The organism is Micromonospora sp. NPDC047548 (assembly GCF_040642975.1).
In the GTDB taxonomy this organism is placed as follows: domain Bacteria; phylum Actinomycetota; class Actinomycetes; order Mycobacteriales; family Micromonosporaceae; genus Micromonospora.
On sequence record NZ_JBEYTI010000027.1, the window covers coordinates 59,089 to 76,885 of the forward strand.

The 17,797-nt window shown below is 74.7% G+C and carries 10 protein-coding genes and 1 pseudogene; 4 read left to right on the forward strand and 7 right to left on the reverse strand.

Annotation, left to right across the window (positions count from 1 at the left end):
• Positions 1 to 48 precede the first annotated feature (48 nt).
• The 3 genes from ABZ807_RS23770 to ABZ807_RS23780 are packed head-to-tail and all read right to left on the reverse strand — an operon-like array spanning position 49 to position 6,982.
• A complete protein-coding gene (locus ABZ807_RS23770) occupies positions 49 to 864 on the reverse strand; it encodes a class I SAM-dependent methyltransferase (protein WP_357161906.1) in 816 nt (271 codons plus the stop codon).
• Entirely contained in the window at positions 861 to 5,234 is a 4,374-nt protein-coding gene (locus ABZ807_RS23775; RefSeq protein WP_357161909.1) for an alpha-(1->3)-arabinofuranosyltransferase, read from the reverse strand. The genes ABZ807_RS23770 and ABZ807_RS23775 overlap by 4 nt, the downstream gene beginning before the upstream one ends.
• The gene (locus tag ABZ807_RS23780) at positions 5,231 to 6,982 is read right to left on the reverse strand and encodes a substrate-binding and VWA domain-containing protein (protein ID WP_357161913.1); all 1,752 of its coding nucleotides are present in this window, start codon (positions 6,980 to 6,982) and stop codon (positions 5,231 to 5,233) included. Before ABZ807_RS23780 ends, ABZ807_RS23775 begins: the two co-directional genes overlap by 4 nt.
• 171 nt (positions 6,983 to 7,153) lie before the next feature.
• On the opposite strand from ABZ807_RS23780, the gene ABZ807_RS23785 reads away from it, so the two are divergent.
• Positions 7,154 to 8,317, forward strand: coding sequence for a glycosyltransferase family 4 protein (locus ABZ807_RS23785; protein WP_357161916.1), 1,164 nt, complete (start codon positions 7,154 to 7,156; stop codon positions 8,315 to 8,317).
• 58 nt (positions 8,318 to 8,375) lie between these two features.
• On the opposite strand, the gene ABZ807_RS23790 is transcribed toward ABZ807_RS23785, so the two are convergent.
• Positions 8,376 to 8,540, reverse strand: a complete 165-nt coding sequence (locus tag ABZ807_RS23790) for a hypothetical protein (protein ID WP_357161919.1) — start codon at positions 8,538 to 8,540, stop codon at positions 8,376 to 8,378.
• Positions 8,537 to 10,255, reverse strand: coding sequence for a hypothetical protein (locus ABZ807_RS23795; protein WP_357161939.1), 1,719 nt, complete (start codon positions 10,253 to 10,255; stop codon positions 8,537 to 8,539). Before ABZ807_RS23795 ends, ABZ807_RS23790 begins: the two co-directional genes overlap by 4 nt.
• Positions 10,256 to 10,404: 149 nt before the next feature.
• On the opposite strand from ABZ807_RS23795, the gene ABZ807_RS23800 reads away from it, so the two are divergent.
• Together ABZ807_RS23800 and ABZ807_RS23805 are read left to right on the forward strand one after the other, a co-directional pair.
• Positions 10,405 to 12,639, forward strand: coding sequence for a hypothetical protein (locus tag ABZ807_RS23800; RefSeq protein ID WP_357161922.1), 2,235 nt, complete (start codon positions 10,405 to 10,407; stop codon positions 12,637 to 12,639).
• A complete protein-coding gene (locus ABZ807_RS23805) occupies positions 12,636 to 13,877 on the forward strand; it encodes a polysaccharide biosynthesis protein (protein ID WP_357161924.1) in 1,242 nt (413 codons plus the stop codon). Before ABZ807_RS23800 ends, ABZ807_RS23805 begins: the two co-directional genes overlap by 4 nt.
• A gap of 15 nt (positions 13,878 to 13,892) precedes the next feature.
• Here ABZ807_RS23805 and nudC read toward each other — a convergent pair whose 3' ends face one another.
• A complete protein-coding gene (gene nudC, locus ABZ807_RS23810; RefSeq protein WP_357161927.1) occupies positions 13,893 to 14,810 on the reverse strand; it encodes an NAD(+) diphosphatase in 918 nt (305 codons plus the stop codon).
• Positions 14,811 to 14,976: 166 nt separating this feature from the next.
• Here nudC and ABZ807_RS23815 point away from each other — a divergent pair, with 166 nt between their 5' ends.
• Positions 14,977 to 16,785 (forward strand): VanW family protein, encoded by a 1,809-nt coding sequence (locus ABZ807_RS23815; RefSeq protein ID WP_357161942.1) that lies wholly within the window; start codon positions 14,977 to 14,979, stop codon positions 16,783 to 16,785.
• 61 nt (positions 16,786 to 16,846) lie between these two features.
• On the opposite strand, the pseudogene ABZ807_RS23820 reads toward ABZ807_RS23815, so the two are convergent.
• A pseudogene (locus tag ABZ807_RS23820) lies at positions 16,847 to 17,482 on the reverse strand (NADPH-dependent F420 reductase); the annotation flags it as partial.
• Positions 17,483 to 17,797: the final 315 nt, after the last annotated feature.

The window sequence follows — 17,797 nt, forward strand, 5'->3', positions numbered from 1 at the left end:
AATTTCGTCGTCATCGATCAATGCGATGGCCGCGAGGTTACTACCTGGTCACATCTGGCCGCGACCCCCGGTCAGCCCTACTTTTTCCACCTGCCCGGCACCGTCCGGCCGTTCACCGGCCCTACGTAGCACGAGCAGGAAGTTCCACGAGCCGATCTCCCGCGCCCCGGGAACCCGGACGATCCACCGGCCCCACCAGGGGTGGTAGCGGGGCAGCGCGTCCAGCACCTCGACCTCCGGGTTGCCCCGGGCCCAGCGCAGCGCGTCGGCGATGGAGACCGGGAAGAGCGTCTCCCGGAACCGGTTCTTGGGCGGGCGTCCGTTGCGCCGCTCGTACCGCCGCCGGGCCCGCTGCCCGCCCAGGTAGTGCCAGGGCGCGGTCTCGTGCCCGCCCCACGGGGAGAACCACGGGGTGAACGAGACGAAGAGGACACCGCCGGGCTTCGTCACCCGGGCCATCTCGTCCAGCATCCGGGTCGGCTCCGAGACATGTTCGAGCACATTGGACGAGAAGCAGACGTCGACGCTGCCGGTGCGCACCGGCAGCGCGGTGCCGCTGCCGCGCAGCATCCCGGCCGAGGACTCCGCCGCGGAGAAGTCCCCGACGTCCGGGTCGAGACCCACGTAGCGGGCGCCGGCGTGGCGGAAAGCCTGCGCGAAGTAGCCCGGACCGCCGCCCACGTCGAGCACCGTCCGCCCGGCCAGGCCGGTGTAGCCGGAGACCTGGCGCACCGAGTCGTCGGCCAGCAGGCCGTAGAAGTGGTCCGGGTCGGTCTGCTCGACCAGGAAGGCCCGGAACAGGGCCACCGAGCGACCCAGCGTGGCGAACCGGCGGCGGGCCGCCCGTCCCTGTCCAACGGTCATCGCACTACCGTCCCGTCCTCGTCCTCACCGGCGGTCGGCCGGTCACCGTCCGCCGGAGCTGTCGCACCGACCTCGCCATCCCCCGTCGCAGGCCCATCCACCGGCCTGGAAGCGCCGGTCGCCGGGACCGCGCCGGGAACCGGTACCACCGCCGCGACCACCGCGCCGATCGCCACCAGCATCGCCGCCTGCACCCACGTCCCATACGCCCACTCCTGGCCGTGCCCGCGCAGCCGGCCGGCGACCGCGACCACCGTGGCCACGGTCAGGCCACCGAAGACCACCACCGGCAGCGCCCGGCGGGCGAGTTGGCGCAGCAGCATCGCCGCGAGCACGATCGCCACCGGCAGCACCCCGCCGAGCGCGGCGAGCAGCACCACCAGCAGCGTCCCGACGAACCAGGGCGCGCTCTCGGCGGGCAGCGACGACGCATCCTCCAGCCGCCGCCGCACCGGCCAGGCGGCGAGCACCAGCACCCCGAGCGCGGTCAGCGCGCCCACGGCCAGACTGCCCCGATAGGCGCGGTCGGGGGCAAACTCCAGCCGCACCTCGCCGCCGGCCCCCGCCGGCAGCACCCACGCCTGCTGCCATCCGTCGACCCGGGTGACCGGCAACGCCCGTCCGTCCAGGGTGGCCGTCCACCCGGCGTTCGCGTTCTCGGGTACGACCAGCAGCGCGCTCTCCCCGGCGGCGACCCGGACCCGACGCTCGGTCGGCGCCCAGTCGAGCACCGCCACGTCGCGGTGCCGGGGCGTGGCGGCCGCCACGCCGGTGGGCCGCAGCGTCGCGTCCCGCACCAGGTAGCCGCGCGACGGGGAGGTGGCCAACCGGTGCCCGCCGGCCGGCAGGTCCACCACCGCGCCGGTCTCCCCGCAGACGGTGACCGGCATCGGCCGCCCGGCGACGAGGTCGCCGAGGGTGCCGGCGACCGCGGTGTCGTACCGGAAGCCGTCGAGTTCCACGGCCGGGCCGGTGCCGCACGGCGCGGAGATCCGGGTGCCGGCGGCCAGCGGCCGGATCGCCAGCCCCGGGATCTCCACCTCGGCGATGCCGACGGTCGCGGTCCACCCGTTGCCGCGCCGGTCCGCCACCCGGTCGGTGGCCTCCCGCACCACGATCTCGACCCGGTCGGTACGCACCGCGGCGAAACGGACCAGGCCGTCCGCGCCGACCGGCACGAGCTGGGTACGGCCACCGGCGCGCACCTCGACCCGGGTGGGCAGGGAGCCCACCGGCAGGTCGGCCGGGCGCAGCCGCAGCCGGTCGATCCGGCGCTGCCCGTGCCATCCCAGCGTGAGAGTGGGCCGCAGGTCCCCGGTGCCGGCCAGCCAGGCGGTACCCGGGTCCCCGTCGACCGCCGCGTACGGGGCCACCGACGGGTCGCCGGCCAGGTACGACGAGGCGCCCGCGGTGACCGGAACACCGGCCAGCGTCACCGCACCACCCGGACGGGCCACCGCGGTGACCGTCAGCCGGTAGGTGTCCGCCGTGCTGCTGCGGAACACCCGGTCCACGCCGAGCGGCTCCTCGCCGACCCGGGCCAGGAAACGGTCGCAGCGCACCACGGTGCCGGCCGGACGGACGCCCCCCGTGATCTGCGAGACCGGCACGGCGTCGGCACCGGCCGGGGCCCCGTCGGAGCCGGCCGGCGTCGCGCGGGAGCCGGCGCCGGGCGCGGCGGCCGGGAAGCAGGCGGGCCGGTCCCCCGCACCCCGGCTGAACGACCAGGAGACCGGGCCGGTGCCGGTGGCCGGCAGGTCGGTCGGCATCCGCAGCGCCCGGCGAGGCGTGACGTCGGGGACGCTGAGCTCCCGGATGCCCACCCCGCCATCGAGCCGGTTGCCGGCCACCGCCAGCACGGTGATCCGGATCGTGCTGGTTGCCCCGGGCAGGGTGTAGTACGTCTGCGCGCCCAGCCCGGCGGCGACGTCATGGTCGACCGAGCCCCGGTCGGTGCTGATCCGGAACCGGGTCACCGGCCAGCCGACCCCGAGGTCGTCGACGAACGCCACGGAGACCTGCTGGATCTCGCGCGGGGTGTCCAGGTCCAGTTGGAGCCACTGCCCCACCGGCCCGGTCAGCGGGGCGGAGTGCCAGGCGGTGTCGGGGTCGCCGTCGACGGCGGCGAACGGCAGGTGCGACGGGTCGGCCGGGGTGAGGTTGTCCACGAAGCTGGCCGCCGTGGCGGCGCTGACCTCGCGCAGCCCCTGGTAGGTGGCGACGGTCTGGTGCCGGCGGCCGGGGAAGGGCAGCAGGTCGAGGGCCACCCGGCCCTGCCGGCCCGACTCCGCCGCGGTCATCGTCTGGCTGAGGTTGTCCCGTACCCGGCCGATGTCCCGTTCCCGGCGACGCAGGCCGTCCGTGACGATCCACCGGTCGCCGGTGGCGCCGACGCCGGCGTCGGGGCGGTCGCCGGCCAGCACCACCGGGCGGTCCCGCTCCACCAGGCCCTGCTCCAGCAGGGGCAGCAGCGACTCGGGGCCGCCACTGACCGTGGGCACGTCCGCGGTGAGCACCGCCGAGGCGGGCGGCACCGGGCGGTCCACCTCGTACACCTCGACGGCGGGCAGCGGGCCGGCGTCGCCGTCCACCGGGCTGCCGGCGGCCCGGCCGACCGCGTCGGTGCTGCCGAAGGTGGCCACCCGGGTGATCCCCGGCGACCCGGCCAGCGCCCGGCGCAGCACCGCCACCGGCGGGGCGTCCACCTGCGTACGGTCGATGTCGTTGCGCAGCAGCAGGTGGCGGAAGCCGGAGCGGGCGAGGAAGTCGGCCAGCCCGGCCGAACCGTGCCCGCCGGCCAGCACCGTCTCGACGGTGTCCATCATCCGGGTGTTGCCGACCGAGCCGAGCGGGATCTGGTGGCGCACCGCCCAGGGCGCCCCGGCCATGGACTGCAACGGCTCGTCGACGGTGCGCCCCCAGTCGTACCGGCCGAAGCCGGAGCCGGGCACCACCAATGTGCGGGCCAGGGCGTCCCGGTCGGCGAGCCAGGTGGCCGCGGCCCGCCAGTGCGGCGGCAGGTCCGACCAGCCGGGTCCTGGGCGCAGCAGCCCCGTCCAGGCCGGCGCCGCCGCGCCCAGGACCAGGGCGAAGACCGGTACGAACACCACCGGACGCAGCCGCAGCCCGGGCCGGCGGCGACGGGCGGCGGTGTGCAGCCGGGTGACCCAGGCGTCGACACCGTGCGCGAAGCCGAGCATCAGCGGCAGCCGCAGCACCGGTTCCAGCTTGTGCACGTTGCGCAACGGCGCCAGCGGGCCGTCCAGCAGGGCGCGGACCTGCTCGGAGAGCGGGCTGTCCAGGCTGCCGACGTAGCCCATGGTGAGCAGGGTCAGCCCGGCCAGGAAGCCGAGCACCAGGAACCGGCGTTCGGGCAGCAGGTTGCCGGCCAGCCCGGCCAGACCGACCAGCGCCACCACGGCGGTGAGCGCCATCAGCGCCGGGTGGTCGATCAGCAGCCAGCCCGCCGGCCACCACGGATCGCCCTGCACGATGTACGCCACCCACTGGTTGGTGCCGCGTACCGCCTGGAACAGCGAGGCGACCGCGGTGGTCGTGGTGGACGACTCGATGTAGTCCAGAAACGGCAGGCTGTACTGGCCGAGCAGCAGCAGCGGCACGATCCACCAGAGGCAGACCCCGACGACACCGAGGCACCACCAGCCGACCAGCCGCAGGTGGGCGGCGTCCCAGCGACGGGAGAGCAGCCACACCCCGGGCAGCACCAGGGCCAGCAGCACCACGGCGGCGTTGATGCCGCCCATGCCGAGCACGGCCAGCGCGGAGAGCGCGGCGGCGCGGCGCGGCGAACCGATCCGCTTCACCTGGACCAGCGGCAGTAGCACCCAGGGGAGCATGGCTGCGGAGAGGACCTCCGAGGAGAGCGCGCCGATCTCGGTGAGCATCCGGGGCGCCAGCGCGTAGCCGAGCGCGGCGGCGTACCGGGTCGGTTCGGTGCCGATGCCGAACGCGCGGGCCAGCCGCAGCAGGCCGTAGAAGGCGGCGCAGAACAGCAGCGCGCACCAGAGCCGCTGGGTGACCCACGGCGGTACGCCGAGCAGCTGCCCGGCGCCGAAGAACGGCCCCATCGGGAAGAGGTAGCCGTACGCCTGGTTCTGCAGTTCCCCGGAGGTGGCCTCCGGGTTCCACAGGTGCAGCGCCCGGGCCATGAAGTGCACCGGGTTCGCCGCCAGGTCGAGCTTGGTGTCGAAGGTGACCTGACCGGGGCGCTGCGCGAACGCCGCGACGGTGAGCAGCAGCAGGCAGAGCGCGGTGGCGGGGGCCTCGCGGACCGGCCGGACGATCCGGTCCAGCGCCCGCCCAAGCTGGCGGCCGGGCCGAGCAGCCCGGGGTGACGCGGGCGCGGTCACCGGCGGCACTCCGGGGGCAGGCAGCTCAGGTTGGCCAGGGCGGAGAAGAAGATCTGCCGCATCCCCTTCGGCTGGTCGGTGCGGAACACCTGCCCGCCGGTCACCTTGGCGATCGCCTTCAGCTCCTCCGGGTCGACGTCCCGGCCGAGGCCGACGAAGAGGATCGGCAGCGGCCTGCGCGGGTCCTGCAGCGCGGCGAGTTCGGCGAGGAACGTCTTGCGGTCGATGCCCTCGGCGTCCTCGTTGCGCCCGTCGGTCATCACCAGCACCAGGTTGATCCGCCCCGGGATCCAGTGCCGCCGGGCGTCCCGGTACGCGGCCAGGGTGGAGTCGTACAGGCCGGTGCCGCCCTTGGGCTTGACCTTCACCTCGGCCAGCCGTTGCGCCAGCTCGGCCCGCTGCTCGCGCAGCGGCCGGACCGGCAGGATCTCCCGGTAGTCCCGGTCGCCGTCGATCTTGGTGGAAAAGACCCACACCCCCAGCTCGCTGTTGTCCAGCAGCAGCCCGGCGCCCTCGCGGGCCGCGGCCAGGGTGGCGTCGAGGCGGGTGCCACCGCCGGGCACCTGGGCGGCCATCGAGCCGGAGATGTCCAGCACGGTGAGGATCCGGGCGCTGCGCTGCACGCCGCTCCACCCGGTCAGCATCTCGGTGACCGTCTCCTCGGCCGGCAGCGCCACCGGTTCGCGTACCGCCGGGTCGAGCCGGTGGTCGCGCGGCATCGCCGGCGGGTAGCCGGCGGCGGTGCGGAAGCCGTACCCGGTCAGCACCTCCCGGGAGGCGTTGGTCAGCAGATCGGTGAGGAAGCCGGCGGCGGCGCCCCGCACGGCGTCGCGCGCGGCGGGCAGCACGGCGTACGGCAGGTCGAGCGCGGGGACCGCCACCTCCGGGTACGCGGCCACCAACTTGTCCGCGCCGGCCAGCGCGTTGTGCCCGAGCACCGCCTGCTCGGTGGTGGCGACCGCGTCGGAGTGGCCGGGCAGCCCGGCGCCCGGGGGCAGCGCGGCCGGCGCGCCGGCGGGGCTGAACGTGTTGCCGGCGAGCCGGCGCAACGTCGCCGCCATCACCGCGCCGGGGTCTTGTTCCCCGGCGGCGAGCGCCCGGACGCCGAGCAGCGCGCCGACCCCGGCCGGGTCGGCGGCCGGGTCGGGGAGCCCGACCGCGCCGGCACGGGCCCGGGGGCCGAGCAGCGGTGCCCAGGTCAGCGACTGGGCCGGCCAGCCCGACCGGCGGGCCGCCCGCTCGGTCACCGCGAGCACCACCGGGGTGCTCGCCACCGACGTGCCCTGCCCGGGCACCTCGAAGGCACCGGCGGCGCGGGCTCGCCGCAGCCAGAAGGTCGACTCGGGCAGCCAGGCGTCGGCCACCTCGGCGCCGCCCGCCAGCTCGGCGGCGACGGCGTCCGACTCCCGGGGCTCCACGGCGATCGACACGCAGGGCTGCCGGCCGACCGAGGCGCGGGCAATCCGGTCCACCGCCGGGGCGACGACCGGGGCAGCGGCTACCCGCAGCCGTACCCGCTCGGCGCACTCCGGCGTCGCCCGCTCGTCGCGCAGCCAGGCGTACCCGGCCCAACCGACCAGCAGCAGCACCAGGGCCGCGCTGAGCAGCACCACCGGGGAACGACGGGCGAGCAACCGTGCCGGCAGGTCGCGCACCACGGCCGCCTCCCCTACTCGTCGTGACGCCCGCCCGTCGGCACGCTGCCACAGGTCACGGGTGTCGCGGACGGCCCCGGCCGGTGTGCTCACCGGCATCGCATCGTCCCGCGCTGACACACCCTGCCAAGGTTTCCGGTCCCCGGCAAACCCCCGAACGAAGAGCTTTATCCGATCGTCGCTGCCGTTCTGACCCATTGCGTACGCGGGCCGGGCCGCCCTAGGGTGGCGCGATCGTGCCGCTTACTGACCGGTAGGAGCAGCGTGGACAACTCCAGCAGCACCACCGCTCGCCATGTGCTGTTCCTCAACTGGCGCGACACGAGCAACCCGGAGGGCGGTGGCTCGGAGGTCTACATCGAGCGGATCGCCGCCGAGCTGGTCGCCGCCGGCCACCGGGTGACGCTGCTCTGCGCCGCCCACCCGCACGGCGGCCCGGAGGAGACCAACCCCGACGGCGTACGCGTGCTGCGCCGCGGCTCGCGGCACACCGTGTACGCCCGCGCGGCGCTGACCTACCTGGCCGGTCGGTTCGGGCTGGGTCCGCTGGGCCGGCGCGGCCTCGGCCTGCCGGACCTGGTGGTGGACGTCTGCAACGGCGTGCCGTTCTTCGCCCCGCTCTACGCCGGCCGCCCGGTGCTCGCCCTGGTGCACCACGTGCACCGGGAGCAGTGGCCGGTGGTCTTCGGCCCGTGGATGTGCCGGCTGGGCTGGTGGATCGAGTCCTGGCTGGCGGTGCGGCTCTACCGGCGCTGCCGTTACGTGACGGTCTCCAAGGCCAGCCGTGCGGAGCTGGCCGAGCTGGGGGTGGACGCCGAACGGATCGACGTGGTGCCCAACGGCACCCCGCCGGTGACCGGCCCGCCGCTGCCCCGCACCGACCACCCGTCGCTGCTGGTGCTGGGCCGCCTGGTGCCACACAAGCGGATCGAGATCGCCCTGCGTGCGGTCGCCGAGCTGGCCGGCGACGAGCTGCCGGAGCTGGAGCTGGTGGTGGCCGGTCAGGGCTGGTGGGAGCAGCCGCTGCGGGAGCTGGCCGACTCCCTTGGCGTCGCCGGCCGGGTCCGGTTCACCGGCTTCATCAGCGAGGAGGAGAAGCATGCGGTGCTCTCCTCCTGCTGGCTCGCCCTCACCCCGTCACTCAAGGAGGGCTGGGGCCTGACCATTGTCGAGGCCGCCGCCCGGAGCACCCCGACGATCGCGTTCCGCTACGCCGGCGGCGTCGCCGAGGCGATGGTCGACACCGAGACCGGCCTGCTGGTCGACGACGAACGCGAGTTCACCGACCGGGTCCGCGAGCTGCTCGCCGACGACGTACGGCGCAAGGCGATGGGTGAAGCGGCCCTGGCCCACGCGGCCCGCTTCACCTGGGCCTCGACCGGGTCGCGGTTCGCGCAGCTGGTGGCCCGGCTCACCGCGACCCGCTAGGAACGCCACCGACGCGACCGGGGCGCCCGCACCAGCGGACGCCTCGGTCGACGGTGGTTCAGCGCGTGCCGTACAGGGTGCTCTCGGAGCTCTGCTCGCTCACCTTGGTGCTGGCGGCCTCTTTGGCGGACGGGCTGAGCGCATTCGCCAGACCGACGCTGCCGAGCAGGCCGAGCACGACCCCGAGTACCCCGACGGCGACGAACGCGGGCAGGTTCCTCATCCACCTTCTCCTTCCGTGGGACTCGCGTGCCGGGACGCTACCACGCGTCGCAGCACCTGCGCAGCGCCCGAAAAACCGATGGCCAACACCACCGTTCCGGCCAGCAGGTGGGCGACACCCACCGGCCCCGGGCCGGCCCGCCCGGCCGGAGCCGTCCAGGCCGGATCCTCGTAGAGGGCGAGCTCCGGTCCGGTGTGGACCGGACGCAGCCCGACCAGCGCCGACGCGGGCACCGGCGCACCGGCGGCCCGCTGCACCAGCACCCAACGCACCCCGGTGCCGGTCAGCGGCCGGCCGGCGGCGAGCAGGTCGCGCACCTCGGCCGCCCGCGGGTCCTCCCCGCCGACCGCGACGTCACCCACCCGCAGGGTGTCGTCGATCAGCACCGGCGACGACAGGTACCGGGGGGCCGGGTCGATCACCACCCGCCCGGCGTTCCAGGCGTACCGCTGGTACTCCTGGAACGGCAGGGAGAGCACCTCGCCCGGCCGGTCGGCCACCTGCCGCGCCACCACCGCCCAGTCCGCCGGATAGCCGACCGGCGTCAGCCGGCCGAGCGCACCGAAGGCCAGGTCGGGCAGGAGCACCACCGGCAGCAGCGCCGCGCCGACCAGCAGCACCCGCCCGGTGGCCGGGTCGAACCGCGCCGCCAGCCGGTCGGCGAGCCGTTCCGCGCCGAGCGCCCCGGCCACCGCGAGGGCCAGCGCGTACGGGACGAGCATCTTCTGCCCGTCGCGGACCAGCCCCGCCCCGGGCACCGTGTCGACCAGCCAGCCGAGCAACGCGGCCCCGCCGGGCAGCACGCCGAGCGCGGCCACCAGCCACGACCCGGCGGCCAGCAGCCCCAACCGCCCGGCCGCGCCGGCCGGCCACCGCCGGCGCAGCAGCGCCACCCCGTACCCGGCGAGGAACAGCAGCAGCGCGGTGGCCAGCGGCACCACGCCCGCCTGGCGGGACGCGGGGACGGTCAGCGCGTTCCAGATCCCGCCGGTGCCGGCGAGCGCCACCAGCGACCCGCCCCAGTTCTCGGCGCGGGCGGCGAAGACCGCCACCCCGGCCGGGTCGGAGCGGCCCCCGGTGGCGCTGCCCGCCCCAGCCACCAGCCACGGCGCGTTGAGCAGCACCGTCGCCGCGAGCGCGATCCCGGCCCGGCGGGCGGCACCCGGATAGCGGCCGGGCAGCAGCAGCGCCACCGCCGCCAGGGCGATCACCCCGCCGGTCGGAGTGATCGCGCAGACCGCGGCCGCCAGCAGCAGCCGGGGCAGCGCCCCGGGCCGGTCCGCGCGCACCCCGAGCGCCGCCGCCACCAGCCAGGGCAGCATCGCGTACGCCAGCAGCAGCCCCCACTGCCCGATCAGCAGCCGCTCGGCCAGGTACGGCGTCCAGGCGTACCCGAGCGCGGCCACCACCCGCACGGCGGTCCGCGTGGTCGGCACCAGCCGGGCGGCGCCGAGCGCGGCGAACCAGAGGATCGCCACCAGCACCAGTCGTTGCAGCAGCCAGCCGGGCACCAGCTGGGTGGCGAGCGCGACCACGGCGTCCTGCGGCACGGCCCGGGGCAGCGCCGAGGCCGGGGCGATCACGTCCCAGCTCAACGCCTGCCCGGGCACGAAGACCATGTCGTAGCGGAGGACGTAGCCGGGCAGCGCCAGCGGGGCGAGCACCACCGCCGCCACGGCGGCGGCCACGCCGTACGGCACCAGCCGTCCACGCATCCCGTCGACCCCCACCTCCCCGCCGGGCGCGGCCCGACCGCGCCGTGGTGGCTCGCCACTGTACGCGGCCACCGCCGCGCTCCGGAGACCCGTGAACCACCCGATGACCTGATGGGACGGTGGGTGGCCGGTGTGGCAGTCTTCCCGCCATGGCATCGACGGGATCCGAGGCGGGCGCGACGCGTGACGATGCCGGCGCGGCCGGCGCGGCCGGCGCACTGGTACGCACCGATCCGATCCGGGCCGCCGCCGTAGCAATGATCATCATCAGCGTGGTCTGGCGGACGCAGATCGCCTTCCGCGGTTATCTCGCGGCCGACGACTACGTGATGATCACGCAGGCAACCGAGTCCGACCTGACCGTCGGCTACCTGCTCAGTCTCTACAACAACCACTTCATGCCGGCCGGCCGCCTGCTGATCTGGCTGGTCACCAGCGCCTTCGGCCTGACCTACTGGCCGTACGCGCTGATGATGATGGCGGGGCAGGCGGTCCTCAGCGTGGCCGTCTACCGGTTGCTGCGCACCCTGCTGCGGCCGAGTCGGCTGCTGCTCGTCCCGTTGGGGTTGTTCCTGTTCAGCCCGCTGACCCTGGAGGCCACCTCCTGGTGGGCGGTCGGGGCCAACATGCTGCCGATGCAGCTGGCGATGGTGCTCGCCCTCGGCGCCCAGTTGAAATACGTGCGCACGGGGCGACGCCGGCACCTGGTCTCGTTGGCGCTCGCCGTTCTGCTCGGTCTGCTCTTCTTCGAGAAGGCCCTGCTGGTTGTGCCCCTGGTCTTCCTCTTCACCGCCTGCTTCTTCGGCGAGGGTGGGCCGGTCCGCGCGGTTCTCACCACGCTGCGCCGGTGGTGGCCGTCGTGGGTGACCCTCACCGCCGTGACGGGCGTCTTCCTGGGGGCGTACCTGCTCCGCTCCGAGTCGTCCCTGCGCCGCCCGGACTCCGCCGGAGAGGTGGTCTCCTTCCTCACCCAACTGATCGGCTCCACCCTGGTGCCGGGGCTGCTCGGTGGGCCGTGGCGCTGGCTGGGCGCGGGCGACGGCGCGCCGGTGGTGGCCCCGCCGGAGCTGGGCACATGGATCGCGTGGAGCGTCTTCGGCGTCCTGGTGCTGCTGACCGTGCGACGCGACCGGGCGGCCGGCCGGGCCTGGACACTGCTCGGTGGCTACCTCCTCCTGGTCGCGATGCTGCTGGCCGCCACCCGGCTCGGCTCGGTCTACAGCGGGGTGGCCGGCGGCGTGCCGAGGTACGTCAGCGACGTCGTGGTGGTCGCCGCTGTCTGCATCGGGGTCGCACTGGTGGGCATCGACCGGGCGGGGGCGGGCGGGAGGACCAGCGTCGTGACGGCCGCACCGCAACCGGCGTCCGCCACGACCCACGAGCAGAGCCCAGCGTCCACCCCGACGATCACCGCGCCCGAGCCGGTCCGGCAGCCGGAACCGCTCTCGTCGCGGGCGGTGCCCACGTCCTCGCGCGTCGGTGTGATTCACGCCGAGGCGCCGTACGACAACGGGCCGGCGGCCAAGGCGCTCGGGCACGTCGACCACGAGCGGGGTCACCCGCCGCGCGACGAGAGCGAGCGGGTGCCCCGGCCCGCCCCACAGCACGCGGCCGACCGGGAGCCCGCCGGCGACGCCGGCCCCATTGGGCCGGAAACCGACCCGGCCCACGGGACACGCCGGCCGCCGGCCCCACCGGTGGACTGGCTGGGCGGGGTGCCCGAGCGATACCGCGAGGTGGTCACCGCAGGACTGGTCCTGATGCTATTCGCGGCGGTGCTCGGCACCGCATGGACGACGTCCCGGTACAGCGACGAGTGGGCCCTCAAGTACGGCCGGTCCTACCTGGAGAGCGCCCGGATCGAGCTGGCCAGCGCACCGCCCGGCACCGTCTTCTTCGACACCCCGGTCCCCGGCGGAGTGGTCCCCGAACTCTCCTGGCCCTACAACCTCCAGTCCCGGTTCTTTGCGGCGGCCGGCAGCCGGCCGGTGTTCGTGCACGAGACGGAGAACGCCTCGGTGATGGACGGCCTCGGCCAGGTACAGGTGGCCATGATCGAGGGCAGCAGCATCACGCCGGGTCCGCAGGAGGGCTGCGGTTACCTCGTCCCCGAAGGCCGGACCGTACGGATGCCGTTGGACAAGCCCCGCGACGACTGGTTCTGGATCGTCCGAATCGGCTACCTCAGTTCCGGCGACGGCACCGCAGTGCTGCGACTCGGCCGAGGCACCCACGAGTTCCCGGTGAAGAAGGGACTCAACCAGCGGTTCTTCGAAATCAGCGGAGGCAGCGACGCCGTCGAGCTGACGGTGAGCGGCTCGGCCGACCTGAGCCTCTGCACGAACGAGATCTCGATCGGCAATCCGATCCCGAAGCCCGAGTGACCACCAGAGAATCCCGGACGGCACCGCCGGGGACCGCGGCCGACGGTGACGGGGGCAGGGTCGCGGTGGGTGCGGCCGGAGTCACCGTCACCGCGGCCACCATGCTGACCAACGCGCTGGCCTATCTCGTCCCGATGCTCGGCGCCCGCCGGCTCGACCCGGCCGACCTCGGCGCGCTGGCCACCGTGCTCGCGCTGGGCGCGATCGCGGCCGTACCCGGCTTCGGCCTGCAGCTCGCCGTCGCCGTGCACCGCGCCCGGCACGGTCCCACCCCCACCGGTCGGCTGGCGCTGCTCACCGCCGGCGTGACCGCCGGCGTCACGGTCGCGGCGGCGCCGCTGCTGAGCGTGCTGCTGCGGCTGCCGGTGGCGCTGACCCTGCTGCTCGCGGCGACCACCTTCGCCACCGTGCTGGCCGGCCGCTGGCTCGGCGAACTCCAGGGCGACCAGCGCTTCCTGCGTCTCTCCGCGGGGATGACCGTGCTCGCCCTCGGCCGCTACGGCGGGCTGATCGCCGGCCTGGCGCTCGGCGGCAACGCGGTCACCGCGCTGCTGCTCGCCACGGTGACCGGGCTGCTCGCCCTGCCGCTGCTGGCCCGCCTGGCCCACTCCGCCCGCCCCGGGCCGCCCGCCGCACCGGACCGCGGCCTACGACCCACCCACGTGATGACCACGTGCGCGGCCACGCTGGCGATGCTCACCATCTCGTACGCCGACCTGATCCTCGCCCGGCAACTGCTGCCGGTGGACGGCTCCGGGGCGTACGCGGTCGGCTCGGTGCTCACCAAGGGCGCGCTCTGGGCGCCGCAGGTGGTGACCCTGCTCGCGCTGCCCCACCTGGCGCGGGGCGACCGGCGCGCTCGGGCGCTGGGGCTGGCGGTGATCCTGGCCTGCGGCGCGGCTCTGGTGGCGGCCGCCTCGGTCGGTGGCGAACTGGCGTTCCGGCTGGCCGGCGGCGCAGACTACCTGCACCTGGCCGGCAAGGCCCCGCTCTTCGCCGCCACCGGGGCCCTCTACGCGGTCGTCTTCATGCTGGTCAACGACCGGGTGGCCAGCGGCGCCCGGTTCCCCGCCGCGCCGCTCTGGGTGGCCGCCGCCGGCCTGGCCGGGGCGGCCCTGCTGGTCGCGCCGCGCACGGTCGAGGGGGTCCTCACCTGCGCACTCGGCACCGCCGCGCTGACCGCCGCCGTGATGGCCTGGCTGGTGCTCCGCCCCGGCGATCCGTCCCGCCGGCCCTGACCCGCCGCTCGCCGGTCAGTCGCCGGCGGCGAGCCAGCTGCCGAGCAGGTGGTGGTCGATCGAGTCGGCCCGGCCCAGCGGCCGTCCGTCGGCCACCCGGCGGCGCAGCTCGTCCCGGGTGAACCAGCGCGCCTCCAGCAGTTCCTCGCCGTCCACCCGGACCTCCTCAGAGGCGGCGGTGGCGCGGAACCCGACCATCAGCCCGGCCGGGAACGGCCACGCCTGCGACCCCTGGTACGACAGCGCGGAGACGGTCACCCCGGCCTCCTCGGCCATCTCCCGGCGGACGGCGTCCTCCAGGCTCTCGCCCACCTCGACGAACCCGGCGAGCGTGGAGTACGCCCCCTCCGAGGCCCCGGCGTGCCGGGCCAGCAGGCAGCGGTCGGGCGATCCGGGCGCCTCGACCAGCACGATGATCGCCGGTTCGATCCGGGGGAAGAGCAGCCGGCCGCAGCGCGGGCCCGAGCAGGCCCGCACGTGGCCGCCGTCGCGCGCCACGGTGGCCGAGCCGCAGCTGCCGCAGTACCGCTGCTGCCGGTGCCAGTGCAGCAGCCCGCGCGCGTACGCCTGCACCGCCGCCTGGGCCGGGTCGAGCCAGGAGACCAGGGCACGGACATCCGCGGTCGCGGCGGCGCCGGTGAGCCGTACCGCCTCCGGCCCGCTCAGCTCGGAGAGGTCGACTGCGAAGACCGGGGCTCCGTCGTCCAGGCCGAGGAAGACGGTCTCGTCGGCGGCGGCGAGCACCTCGGCGGCGTCGGCCGGGTGCAGCCGTACCGGCGTCTGGTCGGCGGTGACTAGGCAGTGGTCCCGCCAGAGCGGCAGCAGCACGGCCCGGGGGTCGGCCAGCCGCCCGGTGATCCACTCCGGGTCGGCGCGCAGCGCTCCCGCCCGGTCCAACCACCCGCCGCCGTACGCCAGCACCCGATCGTCCACCCGGACACGGTGCCACGGCGACAGGCACGCCCGATGACCGGGGCGGGTATGGCCGACACGCGGTCGGCGGGGTGGCCGGCCGCACGGTGTCCACCGGCCCGCGCGTTGGTTACCGTAGACGTCTTCCGGGGGCACGTAACCCCCCATGTGGTACGTCCCGATCGAGGTGGCAGTGACCCTTTACGGCGACAAACGTGTCTCCGACGACCGGCCCACCGTGCAGGTGACCGCGGTGACCTGGCCGGGCGACGACGAGCCGGCAGGCAAGCCCGCCGGCCCGGGCGGGTCGTGGTGGCGTCGCAGCCGGCTGCTGCTCGCCGGCGGCCTGACCGCCGCGGTGCTGGCCGGCGTTGCCGGCGCCGGCGCCTACGCGTACGCCGGGGACGTGCCCCGGGGCACGACGGTGCTCGGCGCCGAACTCGGCGGCCGGAGCCGGGACGAGGCGGCCCGGGAGCTGCGCGCCGAGCTGGAGCGCCGGGCGGGCACCCTGAACGCCCCGCTGACCGTGCTGGTGGGGGAGCAGAAGGCGGAGATCAACCCGGCCGACGTGGGCCTGGCCATCGACGTCGACGCCACGGTGGCGGCGGCGGCCGAGGCCGAGGCGCACCCGGTGAGCCGGCTGCTCGGCTCCCGCACGGTCGATCCGGTGGTCACGGTCGACGCCGACCGGCTCGACGCGGCGCTGCGCAAGGTCATGGGCAGGCAGGGTCGCGAGATGACCATGCCGGCGATCATCTTCACCGGCACCACCCCGAAGCCGGTGTACCCGAAGCCGGCCCTGTCCCTGGACCGGGAACGCTCCGCCCAGGTCGTCACCGAGGGCTGGCTCGCCGGCGGGCCGGTGACGGTGCCGCTGGTGGAGAAGGCACCGGCGACCAGCACCGAGGAGGTGGACCGGCTGGTCGAGGAGCTGGCCAAGCCGGCGGTCGCCGCCCCGGTCACGCTGACCACCGACAAGGGCCCGGTGACCATCCCGCCGGCGGCGATCGCGCGCGGCCTGCGCTTCTCCGCCGACGACGCCGGCAAGCTCACCCCCCGGGTGGACGTGAAGCGGCTGCGCGCCGCCCTCGGCGACAAGCTGGCGGCGATCGAGTCGGCGCCCAGGGACGCGACGATGACGATCGCCGGCGGCAAGCCGAAGGTGGTGCCCGGTCGCTCCGGGCAGCAGCTGGACTCGGCCGCCCTCGGTCGCGACCTGCTCGCCGTCCTGCCCAAGGCGGACGGGCGAACGATCAGCGGCCAGCTCAAGCCGGCCGAGCCGGAGCTGACCGAGGAGAAGCTCGGCACGCTGGGCATCAAGGAGCGGGTCTCCACCTTCACCACCCAGTTCCCCGGCGGGCTCTCCTCGCCGCGCAGCCAGAACATCATCCAGGCCGCCAAGGACGTCGACGGCACGGTGGTGAAGCCGGGTGAGACCTTCTCCCTCAACGGCCACACCGGCGAGCGCGGGTACGACCAGGGCTACCAGGACGCCCCCGTCATCGTCGGCGGCAAGCTGGTGCCCGGGGTGGGCGGCGGCGTCTCACAGTTCACCACCACGTTGTTCAACGCCAGCTACTACGCCGGGCTGCAGGACGTCGAGCACAAGCCGCACTCGTTCTACTTCAGCCGCTACCCGGCGGTGATCGAGTCGACCATCTTCTGGCCGGACCTGGACTTCAAGTTCCGCAACAACACCCCGCACGGGGTCCTGATCGACACCTCGTACACGTCGAGCACGATCACCGTGTCGATCTGGAGCACGAAGATCTACGACAGCGTCAAGACCGAGTACGGCCCCCGCCGCAACATCACCACGCCGAAGACGGTCCACCTGGAGCCCGGCCCCAAGTGCATCTCCGCGGTGGGGAGCAACGGGTTCAGCCAGGACGCCTTCCGGGTCATCACGAAGGACGGCAAGGTCGTCAAGCGGGAGAAGTTCAGCTGGACGTACGACGCCGAGCCCCGCTTCGTCTGCGGCCCCGAGCCGTCCTGACCCAGGCACGAACAAGCCCCGCCGGCGACCAGCCGGCGGGGCTTGCTGCTGTCGTACGCCCTCAGGGCCGCGCCTCGGCCAGTCCCTGGCGTACGCCGTCGGCGTCGCGGTCAGCGCCGTAGACCGGGGTGTCGGGCTGCTGCCGCCAGCTCCCGTCGAGGGTGCCAGCGTCCACCGGGTCGAAGCCGAGCGAGTCGACCAGCTGCATCACCAGCTGCTTGGCCTCGGCGTCGTCGCCGGCCACCGGCAAGGCTGTCCGGTCGCCGGCGCCGGCCGGGCGGCCGTTGTCCATCAGGTGCGGGGCCTGGATGGTGTTGAAGGCCTTCACCATTCGGGCGCCCTTGAGGTGCTCGGCGGTCCAACGGCTGGAGCTGAGGCTGCGGTCCAGCAGCTCGGCGATGTCGCCGTCGCGCTGCGGGTAGTAGTTGTTCGCGTCGACGACCACCTTGCCGTCGAACAGCTCTGCGGGCAGCCCGGGCACGGCCAGCACGGGGATCGCCACGATCACCAGTTCGGCGTCCTGCACGGCCTGCTCCAGCGTGCCGGCGGTGGCGCCGGTCTCCTGCGCCAGGTCCGTGAGGGTCTGCGGTCCCCGCGAGTTCGCGACTGTCACGTCGTGGTCGAGGGTGCGCAGCCGCCGGGTGAGTGTCCCACCGACGTGCCCCGAGCCGACGATTCCGATCTTCATGACCACTCCTGCCTCCGCCGGTGCCGACGGTCAGTTCCGGTCGTACGGTGAGCAGGTACCCCGATCGGCCCGCCCCGATTGCGACCGAGGCGTACTCCATATCACGTTTGCCGCCATTACGGCGGGGGGCCCCGCGGCGGGGGCGGGTCCCGCACCGACCGTACCGAGAAGACGAGGTCGCCCCGGGCGATTCGCCGAACGAGGGAAAGGGCGATTCACGAGGGGCCGAAACGCAGTCAGGGCCACCCCGGATGGGGTGGCCCTGACTGAATGTTTGTCCGGCGGTGTCCTACTCTCCCACACCCTCCCGAGTGCAGTACCATC

What these genes read in the sequence shown, in the direction of transcription:
- ABZ807_RS23790 (WP_357161919.1), bottom strand. Translation starts at nt 8,540, where the DNA reads ATGAGGAACCTGCCCGCGTTCGTCGCCGTCGGGGTACTCGGGGTCGTG.
- ABZ807_RS23770 (WP_357161906.1), bottom strand. Translation starts at nt 864, where the DNA reads ATGACCGTTGGACAGGGACGGGCGGCCCGCCGCCGGTTCGCCACGCTG.
- ABZ807_RS23800 (WP_357161922.1), top strand. Translation starts at nt 10,405, where the DNA reads ATGGCATCGACGGGATCCGAGGCGGGCGCGACGCGTGACGATGCCGGC.
- ABZ807_RS23795 (WP_357161939.1), bottom strand. Translation starts at nt 10,255, where the DNA reads ATGCGTGGACGGCTGGTGCCGTACGGCGTGGCCGCCGCCGTGGCGGCG.